This is a genomic window from Pseudomonas putida, assembly GCF_028682455.1.
Taxonomy (GTDB): Bacteria; Pseudomonadota; Gammaproteobacteria; order Pseudomonadales; family Pseudomonadaceae; genus Aquipseudomonas; species Aquipseudomonas putida_AA.
This window is the reverse complement of sequence record NZ_JANHLD010000002.1, coordinates 790,575-805,902: the sequence shown is the minus strand read 5'-3', so window position 1 is coordinate 805,902 and position 15,328 is coordinate 790,575. Positions and strand designations below refer to the sequence as shown.

Here is a 15,328-nt window from a genome sequence, read left to right as displayed (position 1 = left end):
TATGCAACTGCCTGCCCACCAAGACGCTTTCCCTCTCTCTGCCCAGCAAGGCGCCGTACTGAACCGCCAGGACCGCCTCGGCCGGCCGCTGTACGCCTTTGTGCGGGTCCGCATCGTTGGCGCGCTGGACGCCTCGCGCCTGTGCACGCTGCTCGACGAGCTGCAGCGGCGCCATGAAATCCTGCGTACCCGCTACCTGCGTATGGACGGCTTGCGGCGTCCGGTGCAAGTGGTCGAGCAGGCCGTCGTGTCGCCGCTGCGTGCGGCACGTGCGGGGGAGGCCGGCGAGGTGGTGCGCAGCGCCCTGGCGCAGGTCGCGTTCGCTGCAGCGGTGGTGGAGGAGGCCGGCGATGCCCGTTCCTTCGTGGTGCTGCTGGGCGCGTCACTGGCCAGCGTCGACGCCTGGGCCTTGCAGCACCTTGCCCAGGTGTTGCGCCAGGGCTACGACAGCGGCTTGCCGGCTGCCGATGACGAGGCGCTGCAGTACATCGACTACGCCTCCTGGCAAGGTGAACTGATCGCCGAAGCCATCGGCGTGCAGGGCGCCGCCTACTGGCGCGGGGTGCAGGAGGCCGCGTCGCCACGGGCGCCGCTGCCGTTCGAGCGTGAAGCATCCGCGACCGGCGTGGACCATGTGGAGGTGCCGGCAGGCGAGTTGTTGCATGCGCTGGACCGTCGCGCCGGGGCGCTGGGCATGCCGGCCGACGACCTGCTGCTGTTCCTCTGGGGTGGCTTTCTGTGTCGCCTGGCCGACCAGCCACAGGTGGCCTTGACCGTGGTCCTGGACGGTCGCAACGACCAGGTGCAGCACATCCTCGGCCGTTTCGAGCGGCGCCTGCCGCTTAACCTGGCGTTTGCTGCCGATGCCAGCCTGGCGCGGCTGCTCGACGATATGCGTGGTCGCCTCGACGAGGCACGCTCGTGGCTGGAGTGCCTGGACGAGGTGGCGGTTGCCGGGCACGGCGAAGCCGACGGCTACGGGTTCAGCGCCGAGTGTCGCCAACTGGCGGGTATCGACGTCGAGCACGATGCCGCCTTCCTGCCATTGCTGAGCCTGGGCCGGCAAGGCCTGATGCTGCGCCTGGAGCACGCCGCCCAGCGCCTGGAAACCAGCGTGGCGGCGCTGTGGCTCGAGCAGTTCTGCGTGTTTGCCGGCAATGCGCTGGGCGACCTTGACCAGCGGCTTGCCCAGGTCTGCCTGCTCGGGCCGCAGGAACGTGCACGTATCGCGGCCTTCGAGCAGGGCCCGACCATGCCGCTGGCCTCGCCTGGGCTGTTGCACCGCCTGTTCGAGGCGCAGGTGGCCCGGCAGCAGCACCGCGAGGCGGTGCGCCAGGGCAACGAAAGCCTCGACTACGCCACCCTTGAACGGCGCGCCAACCAACTGGCGCGTGCCCTGCAGGCCGAGGGTGTGGGGCGTGAGCGGATCGTTGGCGTGTATGCGCGACGCTCGCTGTCGGCGCTGGTGGCGATGCTGGGGATCCTCAAGGCCGGCGGTGCGTACCTGCCGCTGGACCCGGACTACCCGGCCGAGCGCCTGAGTTTCATGCTCGCCGATGCCGGCGTGCATTGCCTGCTGAGCCTCGACCCGCTCGACGCCGAGCTGGCCTTGCCGGCCGGGCTGACGGTGCTCTCCCTGGCGCACGGCTCGTCCGTCTGGCAGGGCCCGGCCGAACCGCTGCCGGTGACAGTCGCCGGCGATGACCTGGCCTACGTCATCTATACCTCCGGGTCCACCGGCACGCCCAAGGGTGTTGCGGTCAGCCATGCCAACGCGCTGGCTTCGACGCTGGCCCGCTTCGTTCATTACCAGGCGCCGGTGGAATCGTTCCTGCTGCTCTCGTCGCTGTCCTTCGACAGCTCCGTCGCCGGGCTGTTCTGGACCCTGGGGCAGGGCGGCTGCCTGCACCTGCCCACGGCCGAGCAGGCCAGGGACCCACGCGCCATCGCCCGGTTGCTGGGCGAGCAGCGCATCTCTCATTACCTGGCACTGCCCGGCCTGCACGGCGAAGTGCTGGAGCAACTGGGCGAGCAGAGCCTGCGCGCGGTGGTGGTGGCCGGCGAGGCCTGCACGCCGGCGCTGGTGGCCCGGCATCGCGAGCGATTGCCCGCGACGTTGTTGAGCAACGAATACGGGCCCACCGAAGGCAGCGTGTGGTGCAGCGCCTGGAATGCCGACACGGGGCCGGTGTCGATCGGCCGCCCGGCGCCGGGCATGCGCGTGCTGGTGCTGGACGCCAACCTCGAACCGGTAGCGGTCGGCCAGATCGGCGAGCTGTATGTCGCAGGCCCGGGGGTCACCCGTGGCTACCTCGATCGCCCGGCGTTGACCGCTGAACGCTACCCGACGCTGGCCGACGGCAGTCGCGGCTACCGCACCGGCGACCTGGCGCGCTGGCGCAGCGACGGCCTGCTCGAATTCCTCGGGCGGGTCGATGCGCAGGTGAAAATCCGCGGTTATCGCATCGAGCTGGGTGAAGTGGAAGCCGTGCTGGCGAGTTGCGAGGGTGTCGGCGAGGCGGCGGTGGTGGTGCGTGAAGCACCCAGTGGCGCGCAACTGGTGGCATTCGTGGTCACCCGCGCCGATGAGACGGACGAGCAGCGCTCCGCTCGCCTGCAGGCACAGCTGGCCCTGCGCCTGCCGGCGCACATGATCCCGAGTGCGGTGCGCCGCCTCGAGCGCCTGCCGTTGATGCCCAACGGCAAGGTGGACCGCCGCGCGCTCGCCGCCGAGGCGGTCGTCGAACAGACCTACCAGGCACCGCAGACTGCACTGCAGCGCATTCTCGCCGAAGTCTGGCAGGACGCGCTGGGCGTCGAGCGGGTCGGCCTGCAAGACAACTTCTTCGCCCTGGGCGGCCATTCGCTGCTGGCGACCCGCTTGCGTGCGCGCCTGCAAGAGCAGATGGGCATCGAGCTGCCGCTGCGGCTGTTCTTCGAGGGCGAGACGCTCGAGCGGTTCGCCGCCAAGGTGGCCGAGTTGCAACAGGCGCCTGCCAGTGACCTGGATGCGTTGGAAAACCTGTTCGCCGAAGTGGAGGCTCCATGACTGTTGTCGATCGTTTGCTCGCCCTGGCCCGGCGCTTCGCCGAACTCGACCCCGCCGCACGCCGCCAGCTGGGCGAAAAGCTCAAGGCGCAGGGCATGAGCATCGAAAGCCTGCCGATCCCGCCGCGGCCCGCCAGCCAGGCGCCGGTCGCCGCATCGTATGCCCAGCGCCGGCTGTGGACCCTGTGGCAACTGGACCGGCAGTCGGCGGCCTATAACCAGGCCGGCGTTCTGCACCTTGAAGGCCACCTTGACTACGCGGCCCTGCAGGCGGCGCTCGACACCCTGGTCGGCCGCCATGAAATCCTGCGCAGCCGTTTCGCCGAAGTCGACGGCGACCTGTCGCAGGTGATCGAACCGCCGGCAGCCGTGGCGCTGGCGGTGCTCGACCTGCGCGAGCAGGCCGATCCCGATGCGGCCCTGGCCGACGCGCTGCAAGCGGCGGCCGGGCAGGCGTTCGACCTGTACCAGGGCCCGCTGCTGCGGGTGACCCGGGTTCGCCTGGACGAGCAGCGCCACGCCTTGTTGCTGGCGATGCACCACATCGTTTCCGATGGCTGGTCGATGCAGATCCTGCTCGACGAGCTGGCGCACTGCTATGCCGCCCACCTGCAGGCACGCGCCCCGCAACTGCCGGACCTGCCCGTGCAATATGCCGATTACGCGCAGTGGCAACGCAACTGGCTGGAGGCCGGCGAGGGCGAGCGGCAACTGGCCTACTGGCGTCAGGCCCTGGGCGAGTGCCCGCCGATCCTGGAACTGCCGGCCGACCGTGCGCGGCCGGCCGAAATGAGCTTTCGCGGCGCGAGCCTGGGCTTTGTACTGGATCCGGCCCTGACCGACCGGCTCAAGTCGCTCGCCGCCGCCAGCGGTACCAGCGTATTCATGGTGTTGCTGGCGGCCTTCAAGACCCTGCTGCATCGCTACACCGGGCAGCAGGAACTGCTGGTCGGCGTACCCGTGGCCAACCGCCAGCGCCCGGAAGTCCAGGGGCTGATCGGCTTTTTCGTCAACACCCAGGTGCTGCGCAGCGAGTTGCAGCCACGCCTGGCGTTTCGCACCGTGCTCGAGGCCGTCAAGCAGGCTGCCATCGCGGCCCAGGACTGCCAGGACCTGCCGTTCGAAGAGTTGGTGGATGCCCTGGGCGTCGAGCGCAGCCTGAGCCGCAACCCGCTGTTCCAGGTGATGTTCAACCACGAGCAGCGTGGCAGCACCGCGCTGCATGGCCTGCCGGGCTTGCGTGCACGACTGGAGGTGGGCGCACCGCAAGTGGCCAAGTTCGACCTGAGCCTGGATACCGAGGAAGACGCCAGCGCAGTGCTCTCTGGCGCCTTCACCTATGCCACCGATCTGTTCGATGCCGCGCGCATCGAGCGGCTGCGCGGGCACTTCCTGCGCCTGCTGGCCGACTGCACCGAGCGCCCCGATGCCGCAATCGGCGACCTGGCCATGCTCGATGCCGATGAGCACCGTCAGGTGACCGATGGCTGGAACGCCACGGCGGTCGACTACCAGTCGCCGCAGTGCCTGCAGGTGCTGATCCAGGCGCAGGCCGCCGCCACGCCACAGGCCACCGCGTTGATCGCGGGCGATCGCCAGCTCAGCTACGCCCAGCTCAACGCCACCGCCAACCGCCTGGCGCACTACCTGCGGTCTCGCGGGGTGGGGCCGGAGCACCTGGTGGGGGTGTTCGCCGAACGCTCGCTGGACATGGTCGTCGGCCTGTTGGCCGTGCTCAAGGCGGGCGGCGCCTACCTGCCGCTGGACCCGGACCAGCCCGACCAGCGCCTGGCCTACATGCTCGAGGACAGTGGCGCCACGCTGCTGCTGACCCAGGCGCAGTTGGTGGCGCGCCTGCCGGCCAGCGACCGCGAAGTGCTCTGCCTTGACCGCGACGCGGCGCTGTTCGCCGATTGCCCGGCCCATGACCCGAGCCTGCTCAACCATCCCGACCAGCTTGCCTATAGCATCTACACCTCCGGCACCACCGGGCGGCCGAAGGGGGCGGGCAACAGCCACGCAGCCCTGTGCAATCGCCTGCAATGGATGCAGGCCACCTTTGGCCTCGACACCAACGACCGGGTGCTGCAGAAGACCCCGTTCGGTTTCGACGTCTCGGTATGGGAGTTCTTCTGGCCGCTGATCACCGGCGCTACCCTGGTGATGGCCGGCCCCGGCGCCCATCGCGACCCGGCCGAACTCAGGGCGATCATCCGCGAATCCGGCATCAGCGTGCTGCACTTCGTGCCGTCGATGCTGCAGGCCTACATGGCGGCCGAGTCGCTGGCCGACTGCCCGCGCCTGCGCCTGGTGATGTGCAGTGGCGAGGCCTTGCCACTGGATCTGCAGCAGCGCTTCCTGGCCCAGAGCCGCGCCGGCCTGCACAACCTCTACGGCCCCACCGAGGCGGCCATCGACGTCAGCCACTGGGCCTGTCATGACGCACCGGGGCTGGGCAGCGTGCCGATCGGCCGGCCCATCGCCAACCTGCGCCTGTATGTGCTCGATGGGCAATTGCAACCGGTGGCCGTCGGCTTGCCGGGTGAGTTGTATATCGGTGGCGTGGGCCTGGCGCGCGGTTACCTGGGCCGTCCGGGGCTGACCGCCGAGCGCTTTGTCGCCGATCCGTTCGGCCAGGGCGGCCGGTTGTACCGCACCGGTGACCTGGCGCGCTGGCGCGACGATGGCGCGATCGAATACCTGGGCCGTATCGACCACCAAGTGAAGATTCGCGGCCTGCGCATCGAGCTGGGCGAGATCGAAGCGCGCCTGCTGGATCATCCGGCAGTCAGTGAAGCGGTAGTAGTGGTCGCCGAGGCGGCCGCCGGGGCCCAGCAGTTGATCGGCTACGTGGTCGCCAGCGAAAGCGAGCCCTTGGCCGAGGCCCTGCGCCTGCGCCTTGGCGATGAATTGCCCGACTATATGGTGCCGGCGCAGATCATCGTCCTGGCGCAGATGCCGGTAAGCGCCAACGGCAAGCTCGACCGCAAGGCGCTGCCCAAGCCGGTGCACAAACTGCAGGCCTTCGACGCGCCGCAGGGCGCGGTGGAGCAGGTGCTGGCGAGGATCTGGAGCGAGGTGCTGGGCATCGAGGCCATCAGCGCCAGGGACAACTTCTTCGAACTCGGTGGCGACTCGATCATCGCCATCCAGGTCGCCAGCCGCGCCCGCCAGGCTGGCTGGCAGGTCGGTCCGCGCGACCTGTTCCGCCACCAGACCCTGCGTCAGCTGGCACAGGTGACGCAGGCCCTGGGCCAGCAGCGCGAAGGCGCCGCGCGCCCCGCGCAGGGTCCGATTGCCCAGACGCCTTTGCAGCAGCGCTTCTTCGCTACCCCCATGGCCCAGCGTCAGCACTGGAACCAATCCTTGCTGCTGAGCCTGGACCAGCCGCTGCAACCGGCGCGGCTGGAGCAGGCGCTGAACGCCCTGGTCGCCGAACACGATGCCTTGAACCTGCGATTCGCCCAGGACAACGCGGGCACCTGGCAGGCCGCCTACGCGGCGCCCTCCGCCATCGAGGTCTGGACTCGCCAGGCGGCGGATGCGGATGCCCTGGCGGTGATCGTAGAGCAGGCGCAACGCAGCCTGGATCTTGCCCAGGGCCCACTGTTGCGGGCGGTGCTGATCGACCTGCAGGGTGGCGGCTCGCGGCTGCTGCTGGCGATCCATCACCTGGTCGTGGATGGCGTGTCGTGGCGCATTCTGCTCGAAGACCTGCAGCGGCTGCTGGCCGACAGCAGCGCGTCGCTGCCACAGCGTAGCCATGCCTTCGGCGAGTGGACGCGGTTTCTCGCCGAGCGCGCCGGGCACCGCGATGTGCTGGCGCAGTTGCCCTGGTGGCTGGCGCAGTTGGGCGAGGTGGCGGGCAGCTTCCCGGGCGCGCGCCACGACGGCCCGGCAGCGGTGGGCGAAGCCGTCACGCTGACCCTGCAACTGGACGAAACGCAAACCCGCCAGTTGCTGCGCGATGCCCCGGCGGCGTATCGCACCCAGGTCAACGACCTGCTGCTGTGTGCCCTGGCCCGGGCCTGGTGGCGCTGGAGCGCGCAGCCCGAACTGCTGGTGGAACTGGAGAGCCACGGTCGCGAAGAGCACCTGGCCGACCTGGACCTGAGCCGCACCGTGGGCTGGTTCACCTCCACTTACCCAGTGCGCCTGCGGGCGAGCGAGGGCCTGGGCGAATCGCTCAAGGCCACCAAGGAACACCTGCGCCAGGTGCCGGACGGCGGCCTGGGCTTCGGCCTGCTGCAGCAGTTGGCCACGGCCGAAGTACGCGCGCAGGTGGCGGCGCGTCCGCTGCCGCGCATCACTTTCAACTACCTGGGCCAGTTCGATACCAGCTTCGACGCAGGTTCGTTCCGCCGAGCGGCGGAGCCCTGCGGCAGCAGCCTGGACCCGGCGGCGCCGCTGCCCAATTGGCTTTCCATCGACGGTGGGGTGAACGACGGTCGACTGCAATTGGGCTGGACCTTCAGCCCGCAGCAACTGGACGCGCAACAGCTGGAGCAGCTGGTAGCGCTGTATGAGGCCGAGTTGCAGGCGCTGATCGGCCATTGCCTGACGCCGGGCATAGGCGGGGCAACGCCATCGGACTTCCCACTGGCGCCCCTTCAACAGGCGCAACTGGATGCCCTGGCGGTGCCGGTCAGCCAGGTCGAAGACCTCTATCCGCTGTCGCCCATGCAGCATGGCATGCTGTTCCACAGCCTGTATCGGCCGGGCGATGGCAGCTACATCAACCAGGTGCGCATGGACGTCGAAAACCTCGACCCGGCCCGCCTGCGTGCCGCCTGGCAAACTGCCCTGGACAGCCACGGGGCACTGCGCAGTGCATTCGTCAGCCCGGCAGGCGGCGTGCCATTGCAGGCGATCGTGCGTACTGTCGCGCTGGACTGGCGCGAGGTGGCGGCGAGCGATATCGAGGCGCTCGCCGAGGCCGAGCGCCGCCCCTTCGACCTGGTACGGCCGCCGCTGATGCGCCTGCTGCTGGTAACGACCGGCAGTGGCCGGTATCACCTGATCTGGACCTGTCACCACCTGTTGCTCGACGGCTGGAGCCAGGCGCAATTGTTCGCCGAGGTGATGCAGCGCTATGCCGGGCACGCGCTGCCGGCGCCGGTGGGTCGCTACCGCGACTACATCGCCTGGTTGGCGGGCCGCGACCAGGCCGCCAGCGAGGGTTTCTGGCGCGAGCAGCTGGCGCCGTTGCAGGCACCCACCACGCTGGCCGCCGCCATCGCCCTCGAGCAGCCAGGCCAGGGCACCGCCGAGCACCGCTCGAGCCTGCCGAGTGCTGCCAGCGAGCGCCTGTGCCACTTCGCCCGCCAGCACAAGGTGACCCTCAGCAGCCTGTTGCAGGCAGCCTGGCTGTTGCTGTTGCAGCGCTACACCGGCCAGTCCTGCGTGGCCTTCGGCGCCACGGTGGCCGGGCGCCCGGCAGAGTTGCCGGGGATCGAGCAGCAATTGGGCCTGTTCATCAATACCTTGCCGGTGGTCGCCAGCCCGCAACCGCAGCTGACCGTCGGCCAGTGGCTGGAGCAGGTGCAGGCACTGGGCCTGGCGGTGCGCGAGCACGAGCACTCGGCGCTGTATGACATTCAGCGCTGGGCCGGGCAGGGCGGGCAGGGGCTGTTCGACCAGATCCTGGTGTTCGAGAACTACCCGCTCGACAGCACGCTGCTCAGTGGCCAGGGCGAGGGCCCGCGCTTCACCAATCTGCTGAGCCGCGAGCAGGGCAACTACCCGCTGATGCTGCTGGTCAACCAGGGCGACGCGCTGGCCTTCTGCTACAGCTACGAGCGTGCCCGCTTCGATGCGGCGGCCATCGAGCGCCTCGACGGCCATTTGCATCAGTTGCTGATGGCATTCACCGAGGACGCCAGCATCTGCCTGGGGCAGTTGCCGCTGCTGGGCGCTGGCGAACGGGCGGCATTGCTGCACGCCGGTGCTGCGCGCGACCTCGGCGTGGCGGGCTTCGACCTGGTGGAGCAGTTCGAACGCCAGGTGGCCCGTGCGCCCGAGGCGATTGCCGTGCGCCAGGGCGATGTGTGCCTGGGCTATGCCGAGCTGAACCGCCAGGCCAACGCCCTGGCCCACCGCCTGCAAGCGGCAGGCGTGGGCGCGGATGTGCGCGTGGGCGTGTGCCTGGAGCGCGGTCCGCAGTTGCTGGTGGCCTTGCTGGCCGTGCTCAAGGCCGGTGGCGCCTATGTGCCGCTGGACCCCGAGTTCCCCGCCGAGCGCCTGCGCCACATGCTCGACGACAGCCGTGCGACCTTGTTGCTCAGCCACACCAGCCTGCAAGGCACCCTGCAAGCGCTGGGTGCTGCGGCCGAGTGCTGGTGGCTGGACCAGCCTGCCGCCGACTACCCGGACAGCAACCTGCCGGCCGTGGCCCAGGGCGAGCACCTGGCCTATGTCATCTACACCTCCGGCTCCACCGGCAAGCCCAAGGGCGTGGCCGTGCGCCGCGCCGGGCTGGGCAACTTCCTCGCCAGCATGGCCCAGGCGCCGGGGCTGGCGGAGAACGGCCGGCTGCTGGCGCTGACCTCGCTGTCGTTCGACATCGCCGTACTGGAGCTGTACCTGCCGCTGGTCAGCGGCGCCAGCGTGGTGCTGGTGGACCGCGACACCGCGCGCGATCCGCAGCGCCTGTGGGCGCAGATCGAGCAGCAGCAGGTGACGGCGATCCAGGCCACGCCCTCGACCTGGCGCATGCTTGCCGAGCACCCGCGCCTGCCGGCCCTGGCCGGGCGCCAGGTGCTGTGCGGCGGTGAAGCGCTGCCGGCCGACCTGGCGCGCAGCCTGACCGCGGTCGCCGGCGGCCTGTGGAACCTGTACGGGCCGACCGAGACTACGGTGTGGTCGGCGCGCTACCACCTGGATGCCGAGCACCCGCAGGTGCTGCTCGGCGAGGCCCTGGCCAACACCTCGCTGCATGTGTTGGACGACGACCTGGAGCCGTTGCCGTTGGGCGTTGCCGGTGAGCTGTACATCGGCGGTGAAGGCCTGGCGCGGGGTTATCACGACCGCCCGGGGCTGACGGCCGAGCGCTTCGTTGCCGACCCGTTCGGCACCGGTGCACGGCTGTACCGCACCGGCGACCTGGTGCGCCGGCGTGCCGATGGCGCGCTGGAGTACCTGGGACGGATCGACCAGCAGGTGAAGATCCGCGGCTTTCGCATTGAGCTGGGCGAGATCGAGGCCTGCCTGCTGGCCGACCCGGCGGTGCGCGAAGCGGCCGTGGTGGCGCGGCAGAACCAGTTGGTGGGCTATGTGGTGGCCGACGCCGACGCCGACGAGGTCTTGCTGGGCCGGTTGCGCGAGCGCCTGCAGGCGCAGTTGCCGGACTACATGGTGCCGGCGCGGCTGATGCGCCTGGAGCGCATGCCGCAGACGCCGAACCGCAAGCTGGACCGCAAGGCCTTGCCCGAGCCCGAGCTGCAAGCCCGTGAGCAGGTGCCGCTGCAAGGCCCGGTCGAAGAGCGACTGGCGGCGATCTGGCAGGCGGTGCTGAACGTGGCGCAGGTGGGTGCCGAGGATAACTTCTTCGAGCTGGGCGGCGATTCGATCGTTTCCGTGCAGGTGGTGGCCCGGGCCCGTGAGGCCGGGCTGGCACTGACCCCGCGCGACCTGTTCGAACAGCAGACCATCCGCCGCCTGGCCCTGGTCGCCGGGCAACTGGCGCCACAGCACGCAGTGCCTGCCGCCAGCCTCCGGGTGTCGCTGGACGATGCCGAGTGGGCGCGCCTGCCGGTCGGCCGCGATGTACTGGAAGACGCCTACCCCCTGTCGCCCATGCAGCAAGGCTTGTTGTTCCATGGTCTTGGCGACAGTGCCGAGGGCGTGTACGTCAACCAGTTGGCCTTCGACCTCGACGACCTGCAGCCGCAGCGACTGCACCAGGCCTGGCAACAGTTGATCGAGCGCCATCCGATACTGCGCACGGCCTTCGCCTGGGAGGGCCTGGAGCAACCGCTGCAACTGGTTTACCGCCAGGTTCCGCATGCCTGGGAAGAACACGACTGGCGCGGTCGCGACTGCAGCCCGCAGGCACTGGAACACTTCGCCGCGCAGCAGCGCGGCCTGCCGTTCAGCTTCGATGTGCCGGCGTTGCAGCGGGTGCAGCTGCTGCGCCTGGAGGGGCAGCGCTACCGCTTGATCTGGACCTATCACCACCTGCTGCTCGATGGCTGGAGCAGCGCGCGGATGATCGAGCAGTGGCTGGCGCGCTATGACGATGAAAGCTATGCCGGTGAAAGCACTGCGCAGCCAGCGGGGCGCTACGGCGACTACATCGACTGGCTGCAGCGCCAGGATCCCCAGCGCGGCGAAGCGTTCTGGCACGCACGCACCGCGACACTCGATGCACCGACCTTGCTCGCCGGGACCTCGCCGGGGGTGCCTGCCCAGGCGCAGCAGCACCTGCTCGAGATCGAGCTGGACGCCGGGGCGAGTGCGCGTCTCAAGGATTTCGCACGCAGCCAGCGCGTCACCCTCAACACCCTGGTGCAAGCGGCCTGGCTGCTGCTTCTGCAGCGTCACAGCGGCCAGCGCGTGGTGTGCTGCGGCGTTACCCTGGCGGGGCGGCCGGCCGATCTTGCCGGCAGTGGCGACATGCTCGGGCTGTTCATCAATACCTTGCCGCTGATCGCCGAGCCGGTTGCGCACCAGCGCCTGGGCGACTGGCTGCAGCAGTTGCAGGGCGAGACCCTGCAGTTGCAGGAGCAGGCGCACGTGCCGCTGTACGAGGTGCAGCGCTGGGCGGGCAGCGCCGGGCAATCGCTGTTCGACACCTTGCTGGTGTTCGAGAACTACCCGGTGGACGCCGCCTTGCGCAGCCGCGCGATCCAGCGCCTGCGCATCGATGCCGTGCGCCAGCGCGAGTCCACCCACTACCCGCTGACCCTCACCGTGCACCCGGGCGAGCAACTGCAATTGGCCTTCGCGGCCCGTGGCGAGGCGTTCAGCGAGCAGTTCCTGGCGCAGTTGGGCGGGCACCTGAGCGAGTTGCTGCGCGCACTGCCGGGGGATGCCGAGCGCCGTCTCGGCCAGATGGCAATGCTCTCGCCGGCGGCTCGCCAGCGGGCCATCGAGCGTGCCCGGCAAACGCCGGCACTGGGTAACGGGCGTTGCCTGCCCGGGCTGTTTGCCGAGCAGGCACTGCGCACGCCGTTCCTGCCGGCCGTCACCGACGCGGCCGAAACCCTCGATTATGCCGGCCTGGACCAGGCCTCCACGCGCCTGGCCCGGCATCTGCTGGCCCACGGCGTGGGACCGGATGCGCTGCTAGGGGTGTGCCTGGAACGACGTTGCCAGTTGCTGGTGACCTTGCTGGCCGTGCTCAAGGCCGGCGCTGCCTATGTGCCGCTGGACCCGGAATTTCCGGCCGAGCGCCTGCGCCACATGCTCGATGACAGCGGCGCCCGTTGGCTACTGACCGACAGCGCCTTGCTCGACCAACTGCCAGCGCAGGCCCCCGGCCAGCAGCGCTGGTGCGTGGACCAACTGGTGTTGGCGGATGACCCGCAGGCCGCCGTGGCCTTGCCGGCCATCGACCCGCAGCAGTTGGCTTATGTCATCTACACCTCCGGCTCCACCGGATTGCCCAAGGGCGTTGCCGTGCGCCACGGGGCGTTGGCCAACTTCCTCCTGAGCATGGCCCAGGCACCGGGTGTGCAGGAGGGCGAGAAGGTGCTCGCGCTGACCTCGCTGTCGTTCGACATCGCGGCGCTGGAGCTGTATCTGCCACTGTTGCAGGGCGCCACCGTGGTGATGGCCGAGCGGGTGCTGGCCCGCGATGCCGGGAGCCTGCTGCAGTACATCGCCGATCGGCAGGTGGGTTGCGTGCAGGCCACGCCGTCGACCTGGCGGATGCTCAGCGAGCATCCGCGCTTCAACGGGCTGCAGGGCGTGCGTGCCTTGTGTGGCGGGGAAGCCTTGGCGAGCGACCTGGCGGCACGCTTGCAGACCGTGGTCGGTGAGCTGTGGAACCTCTATGGCCCGACCGAAACCACCATCTGGTCGGCGCGCAAGCGTCTCGCCAGCAATGCCGCGCAGGTGGTGCTCGGCGAGGCCATCGCCGGTACCTCGTTGCATGTGCTGGACGACAGCCTGGAGCCGGCAGCCGAAGGCGTGGCCGGCGAGCTGTACATCGGCGGCGTGGGCCTGGCCCGGGGTTATCACCGCCGGCCGGGACTGACCGCCGAACGCTTCGTTGCCGACCCCTACGGCAGCCCGGGCGAGCGCCTGTACCGCACCGGCGACCTGGTGCGCTGGCGCGGCGATGCGCTGGAGTACATCGGGCGTATCGACCAGCAGGTGAAGATCCGCGGCTACCGCATCGAACTTGGCGAGATCGAAGCCTGCCTGCGCCGTTGCCAGGGTGTGCGCGAAGCCGCCGTGGTGGCCCGTCCCGGGCCGGCGGGGGTGGTGCTGGTGGCTTACGCCGAGGCGGATGCCACGCCGCAGCTGTCCATCCCGGCGCTTTCCACGCTGCTCAAGCAGCAGCTGCAAGCCGCGTTGCCCGACTACATGGTGCCGGCGCAGGTGGTGGTACTGGCGCGGATGCCGCAAACGCCCAATGGCAAGCTCGATCGCAAGGCACTGCCGGCACCGGACTGGCAAGCGCGGCTGCATGTCGAGCCACGCACCGCGCACGAGCGCCAGCTGGCGGCGATCTGGTGCGAGCTGCTGGGGCTGGAGCGGGTTGGCTGCGACGACGACTTCTTCGAGCTCGGCGGGCATTCGCTGCTGCTGACCCGGCTGTTGTCGCGGATCCGCGAGGGCTTTGGCATCGACCTTTCGCTGCAAACACTTTTCGACTACCCCAGCGTCGGCGCCCTTGCCGCACAACTGGAAGGTGCACCTGCCGCCGCTGACGACGGTTTGGAGCTGGATTTCATGAATGATTTGTTGCAAGAACTGGAGCAGGCCGAATGAGTAGTGTCCTCGACCCCAAGGTAGCGGCGCAGGACCGTGAGTTGCAGGCAATCAGCGCACGCCTGGCCCAACTGCCGCAGGACAAGCAGCAACTGTTTCTCGCCAAGCTGGTGGCCGCGGGTGTCAACCTGCGCCGCCTGCCGGTGCCGTGCCTGCCGCGTGACGGCGTGCTGGCGCTGTCTGCCGCGCAGAGCCGGCAATGGTTCATCTGGAAGCTCGACCCCCAGGCACCCACCTACAACCTGCACCGCGCCGTGCGCCTGACCGGCGCGCTGGACCGGGCGGCGGTCGCCAGTGCCCTGGGCGCCATCCTCGCCCGCCACGAAAACCTGCGCAGCCGCTTTCATGACGTGGACGGTCAGCCGCACCTGCTGATCGAACCCTCGGTGGAGCTGGACCTCGCATGCGAAGACCTCGCCGAGCTCGAGCCCCAGGCGCGCCAGGCCCGTGTCGATACCCTGCACATGGCCTGCGCCACTACCCCCTATGACCTGGCCAACGGGCCGCTGCTGCGCGTGACCCTGCTGCGCCTGGCCGCCGATGAGCACCTGCTGTTGCTGGGCGTGCACCATATCGTCGCCGACGGCTGGTCGATGAACTTGCTGGTGGACGAGTTCACTCGCGGCTACAACGCCCATTGCCGCGGTGAGTCCACCGGGCTGGCGCCGCTGACTGCGCACTACGCCGACTGCGCGGCCTGGCAACGCAAGCTGCTGGAGGCCGGCGAGGGCGAGCGCCAGCTGGAATACTGGCTGCAGCGCCTGGCCGGTGAAGCACCGTCGCTGGAGCTGCCGTTCGACTATCAGCGCCCGGCGCGGCCCAGCGGCCGGGGCGCGGTGCTGGGCTTCGAGATTGAACCGGCACTGGCCGGGCGCCTGCGCAAGGTGGCCCAGGCGCGCGGCGCAACGCTGTTCATGCTGCTGTTGGCGGCGTTCAAGGTGCAGTTGTATCGCTACAGCGGGCAGGCCGACCTGCGCGTCGGTGTGCCGATTGCCGGACGTGGCAACAGCGAAAGCGAGCGGCTGATCGGCTTCTTCGTCAACACGTTGGTAATGCGCACTGCCGTGGATGGGCGCGAATCCTTCGAAGCCCTGCTGGCGCGCGTGCGCCAGGGCACGCTGGCCGACCAGGCCAACCAGGACCTGCCGTTCGAGCAACTGGTCGAGGCGCTGGCGCCGCAGCGCAGCCTCAGCCACAACCCATTGTTCCAGGTGATCTACAACCACCAGTGGTACGACACCGCTGCCCTGCAGAGCTTGCACGGCGTGGGCATGCAGTCGTTGCCGCCGGTGATGCGCGCGGTCGACTGCGACCTGGCCCTGGACACCGCCGAAGATGCCAC

3 protein-coding genes (1 of these 3 running past the window's edge) are annotated in these 15,328 nt (G+C 69.5%); all 3 read left to right on the top strand.

The genetic code is table 11. The features are described 5' to 3' along the window. The first annotated feature begins 1 nt into the window (after position 1). Tightly spaced (each overlapping or abutting the next), the 3 genes in view from NPS58_RS14190 to NPS58_RS14180 form a layout consistent with a single transcriptional unit that may run on beyond the window. Entirely contained in the window at positions 2-3,049 is a 3,048-nt protein-coding gene (locus tag NPS58_RS14190; RefSeq protein WP_274115981.1) for a non-ribosomal peptide synthetase, read from the top strand. Beyond that, complete coding sequence (locus NPS58_RS14185) at positions 3,046-13,986, top strand: non-ribosomal peptide synthetase (protein WP_274115980.1); 10,941 nt, start codon at positions 3,046-3,048, stop codon at positions 13,984-13,986. Before NPS58_RS14190 ends, NPS58_RS14185 begins: the two co-directional genes overlap by 4 nt. Next, on the top strand, positions 13,983-15,328 hold the 5' end (the start) of the coding sequence (locus tag NPS58_RS14180; RefSeq protein ID WP_274115979.1) for a non-ribosomal peptide synthase/polyketide synthase. 12,781 nt of this gene lie beyond the right edge of the window; only the first 1,346 of its 14,127 coding nucleotides appear in the window; the start codon lies at positions 13,983-13,985; its stop codon lies off the right edge, out of view. The genes NPS58_RS14185 and NPS58_RS14180 overlap by 4 nt, the downstream gene beginning before the upstream one ends.

Excerpts from the sequence above, each read along its gene's own strand:
- NPS58_RS14190 (WP_274115981.1), top strand. The coding sequence starts at position 2 with ATGCAACTGCCTGCCCACCAAGACGCTTTCCCTCTCTCTGCCCAGCAA.
- NPS58_RS14185 (WP_274115980.1), top strand. The coding sequence starts at position 3,046 with ATGACTGTTGTCGATCGTTTGCTCGCCCTGGCCCGGCGCTTCGCCGAA.